The organism is Selenomonas sp. FC4001, assembly GCF_000701565.1.
Taxonomy (GTDB): Bacteria; Bacillota; Negativicutes; order Selenomonadales; family Selenomonadaceae; genus Selenomonas_A; species Selenomonas_A ruminantium_B.
Genome location: NZ_KL370793.1, coordinates 240,396 through 260,298, shown reverse-complemented (window position 1 = coordinate 260,298; position 19,903 = coordinate 240,396). Strand labels below are relative to the sequence as shown.

General features: G+C 51.3%; 13 protein-coding genes. All 13 read left to right on the top strand.

Going from position 1 to position 19,903, the window contains the following annotated elements; translation table 11 throughout:
• The first annotated feature begins 65 nt into the window (after positions 1 to 65).
• The 13 genes from T320_RS10875 (at position 66) to T320_RS10815 (ending at position 19,843) form a co-directional block, all read left to right on the top strand.
• Positions 66 to 617: a 4Fe-4S dicluster domain-containing protein gene (locus T320_RS10875; protein WP_037355694.1), complete on the top strand. Its 552-nt coding sequence runs from the start codon at positions 66 to 68 to the stop codon at positions 615 to 617.
• Between the two features lie 16 nt (positions 618 to 633).
• The gene (locus tag T320_RS10870; protein WP_081824838.1) at positions 634 to 1,380 is read left to right on the top strand and encodes a 4Fe-4S binding protein; all 747 of its coding nucleotides are present in this window, start codon (positions 634 to 636) and stop codon (positions 1,378 to 1,380) included.
• 27 nt (positions 1,381 to 1,407) lie between these two features.
• Complete coding sequence (locus tag T320_RS10865) at positions 1,408 to 1,935, top strand: cytochrome c3 family protein (protein ID WP_026761092.1); 528 nt, start codon at positions 1,408 to 1,410, stop codon at positions 1,933 to 1,935.
• Between the two features lie 12 nt (positions 1,936 to 1,947).
• On the top strand, positions 1,948 to 4,221 hold the full coding sequence (locus T320_RS10860; RefSeq protein ID WP_231465893.1) for a molybdopterin-dependent oxidoreductase: 2,274 nt from the start codon (positions 1,948 to 1,950) through the stop codon (positions 4,219 to 4,221).
• Between the two features lie 129 nt (positions 4,222 to 4,350).
• Entirely contained in the window at positions 4,351 to 5,913 is a 1,563-nt protein-coding gene (locus tag T320_RS10855; RefSeq protein WP_037355692.1) for a methyl-accepting chemotaxis protein, read from the top strand.
• 399 nt (positions 5,914 to 6,312) lie between these two features.
• Entirely contained in the window at positions 6,313 to 6,831 is a 519-nt protein-coding gene (locus T320_RS10850; RefSeq protein WP_037355691.1) for a phosphatase PAP2 family protein, read from the top strand.
• Positions 6,832 to 7,014: 183 nt separating this feature from the next.
• A complete protein-coding gene (locus tag T320_RS10845; protein ID WP_037355685.1) occupies positions 7,015 to 7,335 on the top strand; it encodes a metal-sensing transcriptional repressor in 321 nt (106 codons plus the stop codon).
• Between the two features lie 7 nt (positions 7,336 to 7,342).
• Positions 7,343 to 9,910: a heavy metal translocating P-type ATPase gene (locus T320_RS10840; protein ID WP_037355683.1), complete on the top strand. Its 2,568-nt coding sequence runs from the start codon at positions 7,343 to 7,345 to the stop codon at positions 9,908 to 9,910.
• Between the two features lie 285 nt (positions 9,911 to 10,195).
• Entirely contained in the window at positions 10,196 to 13,333 is a 3,138-nt protein-coding gene (locus T320_RS10835) for a beta-galactosidase, LacZ type (protein WP_037355681.1), read from the top strand.
• 12 nt (positions 13,334 to 13,345) lie between these two features.
• Positions 13,346 to 15,595, top strand: coding sequence for an alpha-galactosidase (locus T320_RS10830; RefSeq protein WP_037355679.1), 2,250 nt, complete (start codon positions 13,346 to 13,348; stop codon positions 15,593 to 15,595).
• An 822-nt stretch (positions 15,596 to 16,417) separates the two neighbouring features.
• Complete coding sequence (locus T320_RS10825; RefSeq protein WP_026761082.1) at positions 16,418 to 17,017, top strand: cytidylate kinase-like family protein; 600 nt, start codon at positions 16,418 to 16,420, stop codon at positions 17,015 to 17,017.
• 18 nt (positions 17,018 to 17,035) lie between these two features.
• Complete coding sequence (locus T320_RS10820) at positions 17,036 to 18,472, top strand: glycoside-pentoside-hexuronide (GPH):cation symporter (RefSeq protein ID WP_231465892.1); 1,437 nt, start codon at positions 17,036 to 17,038, stop codon at positions 18,470 to 18,472.
• A gap of 177 nt (positions 18,473 to 18,649) precedes the next feature.
• A complete protein-coding gene (locus T320_RS10815; RefSeq protein ID WP_037355677.1) occupies positions 18,650 to 19,843 on the top strand; it encodes a galactokinase in 1,194 nt (397 codons plus the stop codon).
• Positions 19,844 to 19,903 lie beyond the last annotated feature (60 nt).

Below are 19,903 nucleotides of genomic sequence, written 5' to 3'. Positions count from 1 at the left end.
AGCAGGTGGTTAAATCAGATATAATAATAGTAATGGTGACAAAAATCACATAAAGGAGGGCGTTTATGGAAAGGCGGTCTCTTATCAAGATGCTGCTGGGCGGCGGTCTGTTGGGGCTTTTTCTGGAAAACAGCAAATCAGGAAAGGCAGAAACAGGCTTGATTCGTCCCCCGGGAGCTGAACCTGAAGAACTGTTTCTGGCAACTTGTGCCCGTTGTGGGAAATGTGCGGAAGTCTGTCCGTTGGGCTGCATCAAGATAGCGCATGGGGAACAGGGGCTGGCCATTGGTACCCCCTATATCGTGCCTGTGGAAGGCTACTGTGACCTCTGCATGAAATGTACGGAGGTCTGCACGACAGGCGCCTTGAAGCCTGTCGCCAAGGAAAAGGTACGCATGGGGCTGGCAGAGATTGACAAAGATATCTGCCTGGCCAGAAAAGGGGAAGATTGCCGGGTATGTCATGCGAATTGTCCGTTTTATGACAAAGCCATAAAGCTGGAGAATTATAAGTACCCCACGGTGGACCCGGATTATTGTACCGGTTGCGGGCGTTGCGAATACGTTTGCATTGCCAGCCCGCAAAAGGCGGCAACCGTGAAGCCGAGAAAAGAATAAGGGGGGCAGGATGAAGATGACAGTAAAAGTAATTCGCAAAATTATCCAAATCTTCTTTATTATTGTACTACTCCTGCCTATCTGGTATGTGGACCTTTTTTGGTATGGTACATACATTTCGGCGGATTTGCTGGGGGTGGCCCTGACTGACCCTTTGACGGCACTGGAAATTACACTGGCGGGCAGGAGCCTTTTGATGCCGCTGATGGTATCGGCACTGCCTTTGACCGTGGCAGCCGTGCTGGGCGGTAGATTGTTTTGCAGCTTTGTCTGTCCGCTGAATTTTCTCTTAGAGCTGATTCCGGTGAAGAAAAAGAAGCCGTTGCAGGAAAAGAAATATCCTTTAGCGGCTTTGGGAATTACGCTGATATTGTCGCTCGTTACGGCATTGCCGGTTTTTAATACGGTGTCACCCGTTTTTGCCTTGATGCGGATGCTGCTCTTTGGCGTGGGACTGGAAATGGTGCTGTTGCTTTTTGTCGTAGGTGCAGCCTTTCTTTGGGGGCAGAAAATTTGGTGCCGTACGTTATGCCCGTTAGGCGCGCTTTACGGGGTGTTAGGCAGCAGGAGGCTGCTGGCCGTGCAGGTGGATGCGTCAAAATGCACCCATTGCGGCAAGTGTGCAGTCGTATGTTCCATGGGAACGGCTCCTGAGAGAGGCAAGTGGGAAGATTCTATGCTCTGCACAAATTGCGGTGATTGCATAGATGTTTGCCAAGAAGGAGCAATTGGGTATACGTTAAAAGGGAAAACGAAGAAATAGGCCGATAACCAAGGAGGAGGGAGAACTATGAGTTTAGGAGAGAAAAAGATTAAACTGAAACATCTAGCCATAGCGGGCTTTGTCTGCATCGCCGCCTTTGCAGGGGCTTACGGCATGATTGAGGCCACCAATCAGAGCCCTTTTTGTGGAGAGACCTGCCATGAGATGGACCCTATGTATGTGACCTGGAAGCATTCCAACCACAAGAATGTGGATTGTGCGGATTGCCATGAACAGCCGGGCTTTACCGGAATGGTACAGTCCAAGATGAAGGGCACCAAGGAACTGTTCCTGCATGTGACAGGCAATATTCCTGACCCCATTAAGGTGCATAACACCAATGAGGTGAACTGCTACCAATGCCATCAGGATAAAATCAAGGATGCAGAAATTGCAGGGCCACGCAAAGACCCACATACGGCCAAGCATTTTGAGAACGGTATGAACTGCGTTACCTGCCATACGGGTATTGTGCATAATGACGCTGTGAACAAGACGTTGCCGAGCCGTGAACGCTGCTATACCTGTCATCTGGATGCCATGGGGTCGCTTTAAGGAGGGTCGATTATGGATATGAAGTTTACCAGACGAGATTTTTTGAAGGCCATGGCTATTTCAGCGGCCATGTTTACAGCAGGCTGCGGAACGAAGCGGGATACCCATAAAGGCCCGGTTGACCAGAAAGATGCGGAAAAATGGGTCAAAGGTGTTTGCCGCTACTGTGGCACCGGTTGTGGTGTGCTGGCAGGGGTTACCGGCGGCAAGATTGTGGCCGTAAAGGGTGACCCGGACTGTGCGGTAAATAAGGGCAGACTCTGCGTTAAAGGCATCTTGCTGCCCAAGATTATGAATACCCCGGACAGACTGTTGCATCCGCTGATTCGGAAAGACGGCAAATTGGTGGAGGCCAGCTGGGATGAAGCCATGAATCTGGTGGTATCGAAGTTCAAGGAATCCATTGAGAAGTATGGACCGGATTCTGTGGGATTCTATGGTTCCGGGCAGACTTATGCCGAAGAAACTTACACCATGCAGAAGATATTCCGGGCTGGTATCGGCACCAATAATGTGGAAGGCAATCCGCGTACTTGTATGGCCAGTGCAGTGGCCGGGTTTGTGACTACCTACGGCGCTGATGAACCCATGGGTACTTATGCTGACATTGAGTCGGCAGATACCTTCTTCCTGATTGGTTCTAATTCTGCCGAAGCGCATCCGGTACTGTTCTCCCGCATTATTGACCGGAAGAACAGCGACCCAAATGTCAAGATTATCGTAGCTGACCCCAGAAAGACCCGTACGGCTGATATTGCGGACTATTATCTGCCCTTCATTCCCAGCCGTGATTTGGCGCTGATGAATGCCATGGCTTATGTCATCGTTACCGAAGGGCTGACCAATGAGAAATTCATTGCGGACCATACGGAATTTATGAAGGGGGCCAGCGACAAGCTGACCTATGATGAATACAAGGCCTTCCTGCAGGATTATGCGCCGGAGAAAGTCGAGGCAGCCTGCGGGATTCCGGCGGCAACTATCCGGGAAGTGGCAAGGCTCTTTGCTGACCCCAACCGCAAGACCATGTCCATGTGGTGCATGGGCTTCAATCAGCGGACCCGCGGTGTATGGGCCAACAATCTGGTGCATAATCTCCACCTGCTGACGGGTAAAATTTGTACGCCGGGCAATACGCCGTTCTCACTTACAGGGCAGCCCAGTGCCTGTGGCAGTGTCCGTGAGACCGGTGGTCTATCCCATATCCTGCCGGCGCATCGGTTTGTGGCCAATGAGAAGCATCGCAACGAATTGGAAGAAATCTGGGGGGTACCCAAGGGAACGCTGCCCTCTAAGCCGGGATACCATACTTTGGAAATGTTCAAGGCGGCGGTTACCGGCGACCTCAAATGCCTTTGGGTCATGACCACCAATCCTGGTCAGTCCCTGCCCAATCTCAATTACTATCGTCCCGGCATGGAAAAGACCTTCCTGGTGGTGTCGGAAACCTATCATCCCACCCGTACTTCGGAACTGGCGGATGTGGTGTTGCCCGCAGCTCTTTGGATGGAAAAGGAAGGCATTTACGGCAATGGCGAGCGCCGTACCAACCATATCGCCAAAGCGGTGGACCCGCCAGGAGAAGCTCGGCCGGATTTGGATACCATCATTGACTTTGCCAAACGCATGGGCTTTGAAAAATTGGTGCCCTTTAAGACCCCGGAAGAGGTATGGGCAGAATACCAAAAATGTCAGGCAGGCACGGATATGCAGATGGCGTCCTACAAGCGTCTGCGGGAAGGTCACGGGTTCACCTGGCCGGTGCCGGATGACAATTCACCGGAGACTTATATCCGCTACGCCGAAGGCTATGACCCTTATGTGAAAAAGGGTGAGGGCATTAAGTTCTACTGCCGGAAGAACAATCGCGCGGTTATCTATGCACGGCCGCAGATTGATGCACAGGAGATGCCGGATGCTGAATATCCTTTCTTCCTGACCACAGGCCGCATGCTGGAGCATTGGCACACCGCCACCATGACAGGAAATGTGCCGGAACTCAAAAACGCGGCACCGGAGATGTACGTGGAAATCAACGAAGAAGATGCCAAGCGTTTAGGTATCAGCGATGGCGACTTGGTCAACATTACCTCCCGCCGGGCAACCTGCAAGTTCAAGGCGAAAATCAATGGACGCGGCAAGCCTATGTCAGGGCTGGTGTATGTGTCCTTCCACGATAAAGAAGATGACCGCTTGATTAACAAGGTACTCTTGGATGCTTTTGACCCTGGTTCCAAACAACCAGAGTATAAGGTATGTGCGGTACAGATTAGCAAGGCTTCGTAAACAGCAATGAAATCTCACCATGCATGTAACATGAGTCACAACATGGTGAGATTTTTCCTGCTATAATATGTCAAAATGGGGATTTTATAAGATGATAAGGATAAATTGGATGAAAAGGAAGTGTGAAAATTGAATGGACAAGAAACAATTGCCGGAGTGATTCGTAAGCTCTTAAAGCGGGTTTTTATCATGGTGGTGGCTGTGGTGGGCATTGTGGGCTTCAGCCTGTACCTGTTCACCAGCTATGTGGCACTGGTCAATGATGCCGGTGTTGTGCGTGGCGGCAGTCAGCGTATTGTGAAGCAGGTTTTAGCAGGAGCGGATGCCAGCAAGACTACCGCCAAGATTGAAGGACTGCTTTCCGGGATGGGCAGCCGTATGCATATTGGCAGTTTTCCTGCCAAGCGGGATGAGGTGGAAAAATATTGGCAGGGCGAAGTGAAGCCGGCCATTGCCGAATATCAGCAGTCGAAGAATCCAACCCACCTGCTGGAAGTCAGTGAGACTTATTTTGACAAGACCAATGCCATGGTGGATGCAGCCCAGACCATGGTGGATGTGATGGCGGTGATTCTCTATATCTTGTTGCTGGCCTTCATTGCCGCAGTCTATCTGGTGCTCAAGCGGGTGACGAGTACGTTTGAAGACCGGGTGGTACAGCCCCTGTCTGCATTGGAAGGCAGTGTCAATCAACTGGCACAGGGCCATATGTCGCAGAAATTCAGCTATCCCCGTCAGGATGAAATTGGTGCTTTGTACAAGCTCTTGAACGAAATGCGTCAGGAAATTCTGGGTTATGTCAAGGATATTGAAAGGAATCTGGATACCATGGCGGGCGGTGATTTGGTCAGCACTACGGATATGCAGTACATTGGGGATTACGCACCGATTCAGCAGAATATCAACCATATTCGCCAGACCCTTTGTCAGGAGATGCAGAACATGGGGGAAATGGCCAGCATGGTGGCCGTTAGTGCTGGGGAAGTGTCCAAGGTTTCCCAGAGCCTGGCGGAAGGTGCCATGAGCCAGAATGAAACGGTGCAGGATTTGCAGAATAAGATTGGCGAAGCCATAGAAGAAAATGCCAAAGTGGATACGCTGGTGGACAATGCCCTGTCGGCTCGTATGCAGACAAAGAACAGCATTGCGGCAACGCAGGAACAGATGAATAATGTGGTTGCTGCCATGCAGGAAATCAGCGATGCATCCAATGAAATCCGCTCCATATTGGGAACGTTGGATGAAATCACCGGACAGACGGCGCTGTTGTCGCTGAATGCTTCCATTGAGGCTGCCAGAGCTGGGGAAGCTGGCCGTGGTTTTGCAGTAGTAGCTGAAAATGTCAGAAAGCTGGCAGAACAGTCTGCGGATTCTACGCAAAATATTCAGCAGCTCATCAGCCGGGCCCTGTCGGCGATTGACAGAGGCACGCAGGTGGTCAATGCCGCTGCTGATTCTCTGGCCAGCACCGGACAGAATACGGAGGTGGTTGACGAAGCCTTCCGCAAGCTGAAAGAACAGAGCGCCGCTCAGCAAGTGAAGATGGAAGCCGTCAATTCCCTGTCCACGGATATTTTGGGCGTGGTTACGGACAACAGCGCCGTATCGGAGGAATGTGCCGCTTCCAGTACGGAGCTGTCCAATTTCTCGGATTCCCTGAAAGAAAGTGTGAACAAGTTCCGCACAAATTGATAGGGAACAGGAGTGTCCTTCTCCTGTATGATAAGACAAAGAACCGGACGCATGAGCAGTACGTCCGGTTCTTTGCTGTGTATTATATTTTAGGAGAGCTTTAACGAAAGCCTGTATATAATATAGCATCATTGAGAATGAAAATCAATAGATAAATAAAAATAATTTTGGGGCAAGGGGATTCGTCTGCTATCGGGGCGAATTCTTTAGATAAGCGTTTTATGATACAGGAAGATGCAGGCCCTGTTCGTTGACGGCGGGGCCGGATTCTATACTTACTTTGCCTGAGATGGCTGCTTTTTCTCGCGGTTTTCTTCACATTTGTCATAGAAATGTATCTGCTTTCATGCTATAATAATGACTTTCGAAAATGGCGTTAGGAAATTACGGGAGGTTTCTATGACTTTAGACCAGATGATTTTGCTGTTTATACAGGATTCGATACGCTGCGACTGGCTGACGGACATTATCCGCGCCATTACTTTTATGGGGGACAATGGGCTTATTTGGCTGGTTTTGCTGCTGTTGTTGCTCATCTATCCGAAAACCCGCAAGCTGGGAATGGTGGCAGGGCTTTCCTTCCTGCTCTGCGTTGGCGTTGCAGAAGTCATCAAAAATCTCGTGATGCGTCCCCGTCCCTTTCTGGATATAGCAGAACTTGTGCCGCTCGTTAAGCCGCCACAGTCGTATTCCTTTCCTTCGGTCCATACGGTATCTTCCTTTTCCGTAGCCTGGATTCTCCTGTGGTCGCGGGAGTGTAAAGCCATTCGCTATGCTGTGTTCGTCTTTGCGCTGTTGATGGCCTTCTCCCGCTTGTATGTGGGCGTCCATTATCCCTCGGATGTGCTGACGGGAATGCTGCTGGCTTTTCTGGGAAGCTATCTTGTCTGGCGCTGGCAGGGACATAAACTTAGCTAAGAATATTTTTGAACCGAATAAATGCCGAAACTTTATCAAGAAAAGACGGCGGGAACTGGGATGAGCATCCTGATTCCCGCCGTCTTTTTCTGTCAGCTATGGCTTGACAGATACCCCTTATGGGTATATTATGTATACCCATAAGGGGTATGTTTTTGAGAAAGATTCCCAGGAGGTGGAGTTATGGATAGAATAGATGGCTGCTGTTGCTGTGGAGAGGTAAAGCATAAGCACCGCGATAAGGCGGGCAAGGAATACAAAAGCCTTGTTTCCCGGCTCAACCGGATTGAAGGACAGGTGCGGGGCATCCGCCGCATGGTGGAGGACGACCGTTACTGTGTGGATATCATGACCCAGGTCAGCGCCATTCAGGCGGCTTTGGGAGCTTTTAATAAGGAACTTTTGTCCCAGCATATCAAGGGCTGTGTGGTTCACGACATTCGCGAGGGGGACGATGCGGTGGTAGATGAACTCGTGATGCTGCTCAGCAAGATGGTGAGGTGATGGGCTTATGAAAAAAGAACGATTCACCATAACCGGCATGACCTGTTCAGCGTGTTCGGCCAGAGTCGAAAAAGCTGTGACGAAACTGGAGGGGACGGCAGATGTCAGCGTAAATCTGCTGACCAATTCCATGCAGCTGGCTTATGACGAAGGAAAACTGGATGCAGGCGCCATCATCGCTGCGGTGGAAAATGCCGGCTATGGTGCGAGTGTCAAGGGACAGGAAAATGCTGCTCCCAAAAAAGAAGAATCCCCTCTGGAAAGGGAAGCGGCAGCTTTGAAAAAACGGTTACTGTGGTCGTTGTTCTTTCTCATTCCTGTTGTGTATATTGCTATGCATCAGATGCTGGCAGCCTGGTTTGGACTGCCGGTTCCGGCACTGGTGAAGGAGTGGTTTGACGGTGCGGAAAATGCACTGACTTTCTCCTTTGCCCAGTTTCTGTTGATTCTGCCCATTATGTATGAGAACCGGAAATACTATATCAATGGTTTTCGGAATCTCCTGCAGGGCACGCCTAACATGGACAGTCTGGTGGGGATGGGCTCCATGGCGGCGGCGCTGTTTGGCGCCTTTGCCGTGTTCCGCATTGGTTATGGAATGGGACATGGCGATTGGGCGCTGGTGGAAGAATACAGCCGCAATCTCTATTTTGAGTCTGCCGGTATGATTGTCACGCTGATTACCGTCGGAAAATATCTGGAGGCCAGAGCCAAGGGCAAAACAGGAACGGCTTTGTCAAGGCTTATGGAATTGGCGCCGCAGCAGGCCAATATCCTGCGCGAGGGGCGGGAAATATCCGTGCCGGCAGCAGAACTGCAGGTGGGGGATGAAATTATCGTGCGCCCCGGCGAGCGGATTCCCGCCGATGGCGTGGTACTTTCGGGACAGACCAGCGTGGATGAGTCGGCAATTACAGGAGAAAGCCTGCCGGTATTCAAGGCGGCAGGTGCTCATGTGACCTCTGCTACCTTGAACAAGACTGGAGCAATCCATTTCCGGGCCGAGAAGGTGGGCGGCGATACGGCCATCAGCCAGATAATCCGTCTGGTCGATGAAGCTAGCGCCAGCAAGGCGCCGATGGCTCGACTGGCAGATAAGATTTCCGGCATCTTCGTGCCAGTGGTTATCCTGTTGGCCGTTGTGGCAGGTGCCAGCTGGCTGGCCATGGGCGAAAGCGTGGAATTTGCCTTTTCCATTGCGATATCCATACTGGTTATCTCCTGTCCCTGTGCGTTAGGGCTGGCAACACCTGTAGCTATCATGGTAGGAACTGGCAAAGGTGCAGAAAATGGCATTCTGATTAAATCCGGGGAAGCATTGGAAGTGGCGCAGAGTGTAGATACCGTGGTTATGGATAAGACCGGCACCATCACCGAGGGCAAACCTGTGGTGACGGATGTGGCAGCGTTTACGAGAACGGAGCAGGAATTGTTGGCTTTGGCGGCGGGGATGGAGGCGCAAAGCGAACACCCGTTGGCTGAGGCTGTGCTGGCCTATGCAAAGAGTAAAGAGATTTCTCACTTGCAAGTAGAACGCTTTCAGGCGGTCGTTGGACGTGGCCTGCAGGCGCAGGCTCAGGGTAAGCCCTGTCTGGCTGGCAGTGAAGATTTTATGCTGGAGCAGGGCATTGATATTTCGCCGCATCGTGAGCTGGTGGCGAAATGGGCGGCTGAAGGCAAGTCCTTATTGTTCTTTGCCGTGGCAGGAGAATTGGCCGGTATTATTGCTGCCGCGGATAAGGAAAAGGCTTCCAGTGTCGAAGCCATCCGCAAACTTACCGCTATGGGGCTGGATGTCATCATGCTTACCGGTGACAACGAGCGCACTGCTAAGGCGGTCAGTCAGCGGTTAGGCCTGCAGAAATTCATTGCCGGGGTGCTCCCAGCTAATAAAGAGGCCCATATTGCAAAGCTGCAGGAGCAGGGCCATAAGGTGGCCATGATTGGCGATGGCATCAATGATGCGCCTGCCTTGGTCCGGGCTGATATTGGCATTGCCATTGGTGCTGGCACGGATGTGGCGATGGAAAGCGCGGATGCGGTGCTCATCCGCAGCAATCTCTTGGATGCCGTAAGTGCCATCAAACTGTCCAAGGCCGTAATCCGCAATATCAAGGAAAATCTCTTTTGGGCCTTTATTTACAATATCATTGGCATACCGTTGGCGGCAGGCATTTTATACCCCGCCTTTGGCATAAAGCTGTCCCCGATGATTGGGGCGGCAGCTATGAGTATGTCCAGCGTCTGTGTGGTCATGAATGCCCTGCGTCTGCGCTATTTTAAGCCGGAGCAGGAGGCAGCCGTGACGGCAGCTTCGCTGGACAATGCAGAAGAAGCAGCAATGGACAGAAAGGAAGAGAGAAAAATGGCTATGGAAAAAGAACTGAAAATCGAAGGTATGATGTGTGCACACTGCCAGAAGCATGTAACGGATGCGCTGTCTAAGATGCCGGGGGTTACGTCTGTGGATGTAAATCTGGAAGCCGGCACGGCTAAGGTAACAGCTGAACGGGAGATTCCCCAGACGGAGTTTGCGCAGGTCATTACTGAAGCAGGTTATGAACTGGTGGGCTGAGTCCCCAAAAAGATGCGTCGCTTATGGAAGTGGCGCATTTTTTTCGATATGAGTAAAGATATAAATAGTGCCGAGCATGACACCCAGTCAGCCATGAAGAAAAAGAGCTGATAATGGGAAGCTAGAGGGCATAACCGCAGCCGCAAAAAACTGTCTGTGATTTTTACAGGCAGTTTTTTGCGGCTTTATTTATCACAGCCCCTTGTTTTATCTTGTTTTTGCGTGTATAATGAGCGTAGTTCAGAAAAGAAATCGTTTACTATAAGCGATTAAGGAGGAAATCACATGTCAGAGTCCAGTTTTTCATTGGCCAGCCTGGCTGACCCCGAATTTTTCCAGGAGAACCGTTTGCCGGCGCATAGCGACCACCATTATTATGCCGATATGGCCGAGCTTACGCGCGGCGAATCTTCTTATGTGCGCAGTCTGGACGGACTGTGGCATTTCCATTATGCGAAGAATCCGAAGCTCGCGCCCGCAGGCTTTGAGCAGTTGGACTTTGACTGCCATGATTGGGATACCATCCGCGTGCCGGCGCATTTCCAGATGGAAGGCTATGGCGTCCCGCAGTACACCAACCAGACTTACCCCTGGGACGGGCAGGAAGCAGTAGTTCCCGGTCAGGTGCCGGAGCATTTCAATCCCACGGGTTCTTATGTGAAGTGCTTCCGCCTGCCGCAGGGCTGGGAGAATCTGTATCTGTCGCTGACTGGTGTGGAATCGGCCGTGGCAGTCTATCTAAATGGTCATTACGTGGGCTATAGTGAGGACAGCTTTACGCCGGCGGATTTTGACCTGACGCCGTATCTGACGCAGGGCGAGAATAAACTGGCCCTGCGGGTGTTCCGTTTTTCCTCGGGCAGCTGGATTGAGGATCAGGATTTCTGGCGCTTTGGCGGGATTTTCCGGGAAGTGCGTATCTATACGAAGCCGCGCATCCATGTGGAGGATTTGCACCTTACGGCACTTCCGGTAAACGATTACCATGATGGCGAGCTGACGGGCGAAATCCATTGGTCAGGGGCGCATGCCAAGAAGGTCAAGGTCAGCCTGCTTGATGCAGCAGGGGCGCTTATTGCTGAGGAGGATATCAGCGGGGCTGCAGGTGAGGATGAATTTATCCTGTCGGTGAAGGAGGCCAAGCTGTGGAGTGCGGAGCATCCGCATCTGTATAAACTCCTTTTGGCTGTTTATGATGACGCGGACAATCTGCAGGAGGTCATTCCCTATAATGTGGGCTTCCGTGAGTTCAAACTGGAAGACGGCCTCATGAAAATCAATGGTCAGCGCATTGTCTTTAAGGGTGTGAACCGTCATGAGTTTGACTGCTATCGCGGGCGGGCCATGAATCCGGCGGAATTTGAGCAGGATATCATCACGATGAAGCAGCAGAATATCAACGCCCTGCGCTGCTCGCATTATCCCAACAGCAGTTATATCTATGAACTCTGTGACCGCTATGGTCTCTATGTGATTGACGAGACGAATCTTGAGACCCATGGCACCTGGCAGAAGAACGGCGTGCTGGCCCGTGATGAGCATACCGTTCCCAATGACCATGATGAATGGCAGGCCGTTATCTTAGATAGAGCCAAGTCTATGCTCGAACGCGACAAGAACCATGCGGCCATCATCATTTGGTCTTGCGGCAATGAGTCCTGCGGCGGCAAGGATATTTTCGCCATGAGCGAGTATTTCCGCAAGACCGACCCCACCCGCCTCGTGCATTATGAAAGCATTTTCTGGGATAGACGCTATAACGATACCAGCGATATGGAAAGCCAGATGTATACCAAGGTTGCCGACATTGAAAAGTTCCTGAAAGAGCACCCCGAAAAGCCGTTCCTCTGCTGTGAATACACGCATAGCATGGGCAACAGCAACGGTGGTATGCACAAGTATACGGAACTTACGGAACGCGAACCGCGGTATCAGGGCGGCTTTATCTGGGATTTTGTCGACCAGGCCATTGCGAAAAAAGACCGCTACGGCAAGGAATTTTTGGCTTATGGCGGCGATTTTGGCGACCGTTCCAGCGACTATAATTTCAGCGGGGATGGCATTTTATATGCCGACCGGAAGCTTACGGCTAAATTGCAGGATGTGAAGTTCAACTATCAGAATTTCCATCTGCAGGTGGAAGCCGATGCCGTGACCATTGAAAACATCAGCCTGTTCACGGATGCCAGCGAATATGACCTGCATTATGAACTGTTGCTGGACGGCCATAAAATCTGGGAAAAGACAGAATCTGCGCCCAGTGTCAAGCCAGGTGAAAAACTGCGGATAGAACTTAGCGAGCTGCCGGTGACCGATGCCGGTGAGGAAAGCCTTACGGTTTCGCTCCTGCTGAAGGAAGATACCGCCTGGGCCAGAAAAGGTCATGAAGTGGCCTTCGGGCAGGGTGTATGGCAGGTCGAGGAAGTGGATGTCTTAACGCCTGCTGAAGCCGTGACCGAAGCAGAGGTCAGCGAACCTGTGCATTATACTCCTCAGCTGCGGGCGGACGGGATGGATTCCCTGCATGTGGTGCAGGGCGATATCAATCTGGGTGTGCAGTTTGCCGGTGGGCAAATCCTGTTTTCCAGCGCGCAGGGCAATATCGTTTCGTATAAGTTCAACGGCGTGGAACTCTTAGAAGAAATGCCCAGACCTTCCTTTTGGCGGGCACCAGTGGATAACGACTACGGCTGCCGCCGTGACTTTGCCGTAGCCCAGTGGAAACTGGCCAGCCTTTACCGCCGTTGCGTCAAAAAGGAAATGCTGGCAGACGGCAAGTGGCAGGAATTCAACTGGTTCGGTCAGCTTGGCATCAAGGAATATGCGGCAGATGAAGTCAAGGTTCGCTTTACCTATGAGCTGGCTACCCAGCCGGTGGCCAGCTGCCAGATTACCTATACGGTATGTGCTGATGGCGGCCTGAAGACGGAACTCGACTATGAGCAGGTGAAAGGCCTGCCGGAGATTCCCGACTTTGCTATGCTCTTTACCCTGCCCGCGGATTACAGCGAGCTGCGTTACTATGGCTATGGTCCGCAGGCCAACTACGCAGACCGTCAGGAAGGCGCAAAGCTTGGCCTCTATAAATCTACCGTGCAGGATGAAATGGAAGACTACCTGCTGCCACAGGAATGCGGCAACCATAACGGCGTCCGCTGGCTGGAAGTTACCGACAAGCGGGGTAGGGGTGTGCGGATTAGCGGCGATATTCCGCTCGCTGCTTCGGCACTGCCGTACAGCGCCCATGAACTCGAAAATGCACGTCACAGCTACGACCTGCCGCAGGTACATCATACTTTCCTGCGGGCATCGGCCGGACAGTGCGGCGTGGGCGGTGACGATACCTGGGGCGCTCCGGTTCTGGAAGAATACCGCATGAAGAATGAAACAATGCATCTGGAATTTTCGTTTAAGGGCATTTAAGGAGGCCTCAACATGATTACATTTGATCAAGAAACCGGGATTTTTCATCTGCACAATGCGCAGGTAAGCTATGTTATGCAGGTGGTAAGAGACCGCTATGTACTGCACCGCTATTGGGGCCGTCCCTTGAAGACGTTCCGGGACAGCTCGCCTATGCAGGCCATTGACCGCGCCTTTTCGCCACAGCCGGCGGCATATTCCAACGAGCGTACCTTCTCGCTGGATGTTCTGCCGCAGGAATACCCCGCTTATGGCCATGGGGACTATCGCCTGCCCGCCTATGAAGTGCGCCTGGCAAACGGCACGACCGTGACGGAACTCTTCTATGACCATTACGAAATCACGGCAGGCAAGCCAAAACTTAAAGGTCTCCCCGCCGTATATGCCGGGGAACAGGAAGCTGAAACCCTGCATATCTACCTAAAGGACAGTCAGGGAAAACTGGCAGTGGAGCTCTTATATACGCTGCTGCAGGATTCGGCCATGCTGACCCGCAGTACAAGGATTACGAACTGCGGCAGTGAAGCGCTTGACCTAACCAATGCGGCCAGCTTTGCACTGGATTTTGCTGACCATGACTTTGACCGTTTGAGCCTCTATGGCGGCCATGCCGCTGAACGCAGCCTGGAACGCGTGCCCCTTATGCGCGGTGTACAGGAAACGGGCAGCCGCCGCGGGGCCAGCTCCCATCAGCAGTCCCCGTTCCTGGCACTGGCCAGAAAGGATGCCGGCGAAACGAGCGGCGAAGTCTATGGCTTCAGCCTGATTTGGAGTGGTGAAGCATCCTTTGTCACCGAAGTGGAGCAGTTTGGCACGACCCGAGTTATCGGCGGAATCAATCCCTTTGAATTCAAGTGGCATTTAGGTGCCGGTGAAACCTTCCAAACTCCGGAAGCCATGCTCGTATACAGCGATAAGGGCCTTAACGGCATGAGCCAGGTTTTCCATCAGACGGTGCGTGAACATATCGTACGCGGCAAATATCAGCATGAACTGCGCCCGATTCTCGTCAACAACTGGGAAGCCACCTACTTTGACTTTGACGAAGAAAAAATCGACAATCTGGCACAGTCTGCCGCCGATTTGGGGTTGGAACTCTTAGTCCTTGATGATGGCTGGTTTGGCAAGCGCAATGACGACAACAGCAGTCTGGGCGACTGGTTTGTCAATACGGATAAATTAAAGCAGGGCTTAAAAGGCGTGTCGGCTTCTGCCCATAAGCGGGGGCTGAAATTCGGACTGTGGTTCGAGCCGGAGATGATTTCCGAGGATTCCGAGCTCTTCCGTGCGCATCCGGACTGGATTTTGCATGCGCCTGATTACAAGAACAGCTTCAGCCGCCATCAGCTCGTGCTGGATTTGTCCCGTTCGGAGGTCTGCGACTATGTGGTGAAAGCAGTCGGTGATGTACTGGAATCGGCAGAAATCGACTATGTAAAATGGGACTTCAACCGCCATTTGAGCGAGGCTTTTTCAGCAGCATTGCCAGCAGAACGTCAGGGCGAAACCAAGACGCGCTTTGTGCTCGGTCTCTATGATGTTCTCGAATGCCTGACGGAAAAATTCCCGCAGGTGCTCTTTGAAAGCTGCTCCGGCGGTGGCGGCCGCTTTGATGCGGGCATGCTCTACTACATGCCGCAGACCTGGACGAGTGACAACACCGATGCCATCTGCCGCCTGTCTATTCAGAGCGGCACGAGCCTGGTGTTCCCGCCGATTACCATGGGCGCCCATGTATCGGTGACGCCAAATCATCAGGTGGGCCGTGTGACGAGCCTGCAGACGAGAACACTCTGTGCCTTTGCGGGAGATTTTGGCTACGAGCTTGATATTACCCGTATGAGCGCCGCAGAAAAGGAACAGGTCAAAAAGCATGTTGCCCTGTATAAGAAACTGCGTCCGACCCTGCAGCTTGGCAAGTTCTACCGCCTGCTGACGCCCTTTGCCGGGACGAAAAACGAAACGGCTTGGCAGTTTGTCAGCGAAGATGGTAAAGAAGTGGTCGTGCTCTACTTCAAGACCCTGGCCGAACCGGCTACGCCGATTCGGAAGCTGCAGCTGACGGCACTGGACGCAGATGTGGAATATGAACTGACCGATTACCTGCCAGCCCAGCGCTTGAGCATGGACTTTGGCGGGGAAAAATCCCTGGATATGAAAGGGCAGGTTTTCTATGGGGATGAGCTCATGTATAACGGACTGGGCGTGGAGAAGATTGACACGGACTTTGCGGCTTATATGTGGGTGCTGACAAAAAAATAAGCTATTCTTTCGCTTTCTAAAGAGTCCGCTGACGAACAGATCAGCGGGCTTTTTATTGCAGTTTGTGGGGGAGTTCGTGATAAAGGTATCTAGTTCATACGCAGTTAGGGGCAAACGTGGGAGTAATTTTTCTGTTTTCCGCTAAACGACTCTCCCTGAAAGAAATCGCTGTTTAGCTATATGCGCCGGGCAGGCCGGCGGCGCGTCTTTCAGCGTGCTTTCTAGTAGCTGCCTACGTCGGGCCGGCCTTCACTACGTTCAGGCAGTCGCTCCTGACAGAAAAATCACTCCCACGTCTGCCTCCAGTTACGGAGTAACGATTGCCACGAACTCGTTACTCCCGTTACGAGAACATCGATGTACTTGTTGCTGGTCACCGCGAAAATGCCGTCTTATACGGACATCACTTGGGGCGGAGGTGGTGATGCTTTTCGCCGTGGAACGACTGTCCGAACGCAGTGAGGACTGGCCCACAAACGGCACAGACTAAACACTGAGCTGAACATACGCGCCGCCGGTCTTGCCCGGCGCAGGTAGCTAGAAAGCTATAAATTTGCATGTGGGTCATTCAGTGCAACGGCGAAAAGTATTACCACCTCCACCCGCGCTGAGCTGTAACAAAACGATTTCAGCACGAACCGACAAATAAACTGAAAATTACTATTTTTACCAAACATATTGCATTATCTACAAAACACGCTATAATAATAGATAAGGAAATCGTTTACTATTGTTTGAGTAACGATAGTAAGTCGATATTTATTTTTTAGATCTAAAGAAAACGTTTACATTATTTTCCGAACAAAACAAGGGGGACTATTAATGGAAAATACGGTTATCACCATCAGCCGTCAGTATGGTGCTGGCGGGCGTGAGCTGGCGGAGATTATGGCGAAGAAATTAGACATCAAGCTTTATGACCGCCAGATTGTCCACATCGCCGCAGCGAAGCTGGGGATTGATGATTTGAGCGAAGAAGAGCTGTTGGAAATGGAAAATCAGGTTAAGCCCCTGTCCATGAGTTTTATTCCGTTCCATTCCTTTGGCACTCATATGGGCAGCAGCAGTCAGGAAATGTTTATGAGCGAGTCGGCTGCCATCCGCAAACTGGCAGAGGATGCTCCTTGTATTTTCCTGGGACGCAGCGCCGATTATGCTCTGCGGAAAAAAGATAACGTTTTCTCAATTTTTGTCTGCGCTGACGATGATTTCCGTGAGAAACGTGGCCAGGAAGTCTATGACGGCAAGAGCCTGAAGGAACTGGACAAGGAAGACGAAAAGCGTGCCCGTTATTACAACTACTACACGGGACGTACTTGGGGCGCTGGTGAAAATTACGACTTGGTTGTCAATACCAGCTCCGGAGATTTGGAAAAAATCGCTGATGGCTTAATCGCTTATATGCGGACGATTAAAGGTTGATTTTAGGAGGCTCGGACAATGGAGGCAGTAGCAGTGGCAGAGAAGAAAAACAGCATGTGGCCGCGCATCGCTTATGCTTGCGGTACATTTGGACATGACGTATTTTACGCCATGCTGGCAACGTATTTTATGATTTTCGTTACCAGTAATCTTTTTTCATCCAATAATCCCAGCCGGGATGCGTACATGATTGGTGTAGTTACCACCATCATCATGGTACTGCGTGTGGCAGAACTTTTCATTGACCCGTTTATGGGCAACATCATCGACAAGACGAAAACTCGTTGGGGCCGGTTTAAGCCTTGGGTTATCGTAGGCGCGTTTGTAGCAGCGATTACGCTGGCAGCACTCTTTACGGATTTTGGCGGTCTTACCGTAACGAACCCGACCCTTTATCTGATTCTTTTCGCAATCGTTTACTTTATCATGGATGTGTTCTACTCTGCTAAGGACGTAGCTATCTGGTCCATGATTCCGGCGCTTTCTTTTGATTCTCACGAACGTGAAATCACGGCTACGGTTGCCCGTATCGGTTCGGTATTCGGCGGCCAGCTCGTAACTATCATGGTTATGCCGATTGTACTTTATTTCTCCGTTAATCAGAATGGCGGTGCTGGTGACCCGCAGGGCTGGTTTGCCTTTGCCTGCATTGGCGGTGGTATCGCAACCCTGGGCGCAATTATCCTGGGCATAGGTACCAAGGAGCAGGAATCTGCTCTGCGTGAAAACAAGGTGGAGACGTCTTTCAAAGATGTATTCAAAGTTCTGGCCAAGAATGACCAGCTGCTGTGGATAGCCTGCGCTTATTTGATTTTGGGTTTAGGACAGAATATTGTAAATAACTTCAATCTTTACTATTTCATCTATGTTATCGGTGATGCAACGAAATTCTCCATCTTAGGTATCATCAACGTGGTTATCGGCCTGATGGCTGTGGCTTTGTTCCCGGTGCTTACGACGAAATTCAGCCGCCGCAAATTGTTCTTCAGCTCCTTGGCTATCATGACGGCTGCTCTGATTCTCTATGCCGTTTCCGGCACGAACGTTTGGATGGCTCTGGTCGCAGCTGGTCTCTTTAACCTGCCACAGCCGCTGATCTTCCTCGTGGTTCTCATGACCATTACGGACTCTGTTGAATATGGCCAGCTGAAACTTGGCCATCGTGATGAAGCGGTCTGCCTCTGCGTGCGTCCGCTGGTGGATAAACTCTCTGGTGCTATTACGGGCGGTATCGTTGGTCTGACGGCTGTATGGGTTGGCATGACCGGTGGTGCAACGGCTGCTGACATCACGGCAGGCGGCCTGCTGAAATTCCAGCTCATCATGTTCGCTATTCCGGTACTGCTGCTGGTTATCGCTGCCTTCGTTTATCGTGGCAAGGTGACGCTGACGGAAGAAGAACATGCCCGCATTGTGGAAGAACTGGAAGAAAAATGGGAAGACATGAATAAGTAAAAAACGTAAGAAAATGTCAAAGAAAACGTTTTCAAAAAATCTTGACATTCCCGGCGTTCAGGAGTAAACTAGAAACAACAAAGGGAAATGCGGCGCAACTTTGTAAGCGAAGCACAGAGTTGCGCCTTAATTTTTCAAAACAAAAGAAAACGTTTACATATATAGGAGGCCTTGAACATGGAAAAAGAAAATGAAATTCTCGCGAAAATGCAGGCGAAGTTTGTTGCTAAATTCGGTGCTGATGCTGCCAGAGAGACGCGCAGCTATTTCTCACCAGGCCGTGTGAACTTGATTGGTGAACATACGGACTACAATGGCGGCCATGTGTTCCCCTGTGCAATTTCGCTAGGAACCTATGCACTGGTGGCTGACCGTCAGGACAGCAAGACGCAGATTTACTCCATGAATATGGCAGACAAAGGCGTAATCGAGTTTCCGATGAGCGGCCTGAGCTATGACAAGGCAAAGGATTGGGCCAATTACCCCATGGGTGTGGTAAAGGTTTTTGAAGATGCAGGGTATAAGGCTGGTCACGGCTTTGACATTCTGATTTTCGGCACGCTGCCCAATGGCTCCGGTCTTTCTTCCTCGGCTTCCATCGAAGTGCTGACGGCCCTTATTTTGAACGATGCCTTTGACTTCGGTCTGGATATGGTTGAAATGGTAAAACTTTCCCAGAAAGCTGAAAACACCTTTGTCGGTGTCAACTGCGGCATTATGGACCAGTTCGCTGTGGGGATGGGCAAGAAGGATTGTGCAATTCTTCTCGACTGCAACACGCTGTCCTACCGTTACAGCAAAATCGCTCTGGACGGTGCCAGCATCGTCATCACCAATACCAACAAGCCGCACAGCCTGGCTTCCAGCGCCTACAATGTACGCCGTGCCCAGTGCGAGCATGCGCTAAACGAACTCAAGGAAGTAAAGCCGGAGCTGAATGCCCTGGGCGAGCTTTCCAATGAAGAGTTCAATCAGTTGGCCGGCGCTATTTCCGAACCGTTGGAGCGTCAGCGTGCCCGTCATGCGGTACTGGAAAACAACCGCACGCTGGAAGCCGTTGAGGCTCTGGAAGCAAATGATGTGACTAAGTTTGGCAAGCTGATGAATGAATCTCATTATTCCCTGCGTGATGATTACGATGTAACGGGCAAAGAGCTCGATACGCTGGCAGAGCTTGCCTGGCAGGTGGATGGCGTAATCGGTTCCCGCATGACCGGCGCCGGCTTTGGCGGTTGCACGGTGAGCCTCGTCAAGAATGAAGCCATAGAAGCCTTCAAGGAAAAAGTAGGCAAGGTGTACACGGAAAAAATCGGCTATGCACCGAGCTTCTACGTGGCGAATATCGCAGATGGTACCCATCGGGTAAAATGATAGAAAACGCATAGTAAATCCATAGAAAAGATGTTAAAATAGAAAGCGATTTCTGTTTGA

Coding starts and splice junctions, on each gene's coding strand:
- T320_RS10840 (WP_037355683.1), top strand. CDS start 7,343: ATGAAAAAAGAACGATTCACCATAACCGGCATGACCTGTTCAGCGTGT.
- T320_RS10850 (WP_037355691.1), top strand. CDS start 6,313: ATGACTTTAGACCAGATGATTTTGCTGTTTATACAGGATTCGATACGC.
- T320_RS10825 (WP_026761082.1), top strand. CDS start 16,418: ATGGAAAATACGGTTATCACCATCAGCCGTCAGTATGGTGCTGGCGGG.
- T320_RS10815 (WP_037355677.1), top strand. CDS start 18,650: ATGGAAAAAGAAAATGAAATTCTCGCGAAAATGCAGGCGAAGTTTGTT.
- T320_RS10865 (WP_026761092.1), top strand. CDS start 1,408: ATGAGTTTAGGAGAGAAAAAGATTAAACTGAAACATCTAGCCATAGCG.
- T320_RS10875 (WP_037355694.1), top strand. CDS start 66: ATGGAAAGGCGGTCTCTTATCAAGATGCTGCTGGGCGGCGGTCTGTTG.
- T320_RS10835 (WP_037355681.1), top strand. CDS start 10,196: ATGTCAGAGTCCAGTTTTTCATTGGCCAGCCTGGCTGACCCCGAATTT.
- T320_RS10830 (WP_037355679.1), top strand. CDS start 13,346: ATGATTACATTTGATCAAGAAACCGGGATTTTTCATCTGCACAATGCG.
- T320_RS10860 (WP_231465893.1), top strand. CDS start 1,948: ATGGATATGAAGTTTACCAGACGAGATTTTTTGAAGGCCATGGCTATT.
- T320_RS10820 (WP_231465892.1), top strand. CDS start 17,036: ATGGAGGCAGTAGCAGTGGCAGAGAAGAAAAACAGCATGTGGCCGCGC.
- T320_RS10845 (WP_037355685.1), top strand. CDS start 7,015: ATGGATAGAATAGATGGCTGCTGTTGCTGTGGAGAGGTAAAGCATAAG.
- T320_RS10870 (WP_081824838.1), top strand. CDS start 634: ATGACAGTAAAAGTAATTCGCAAAATTATCCAAATCTTCTTTATTATT.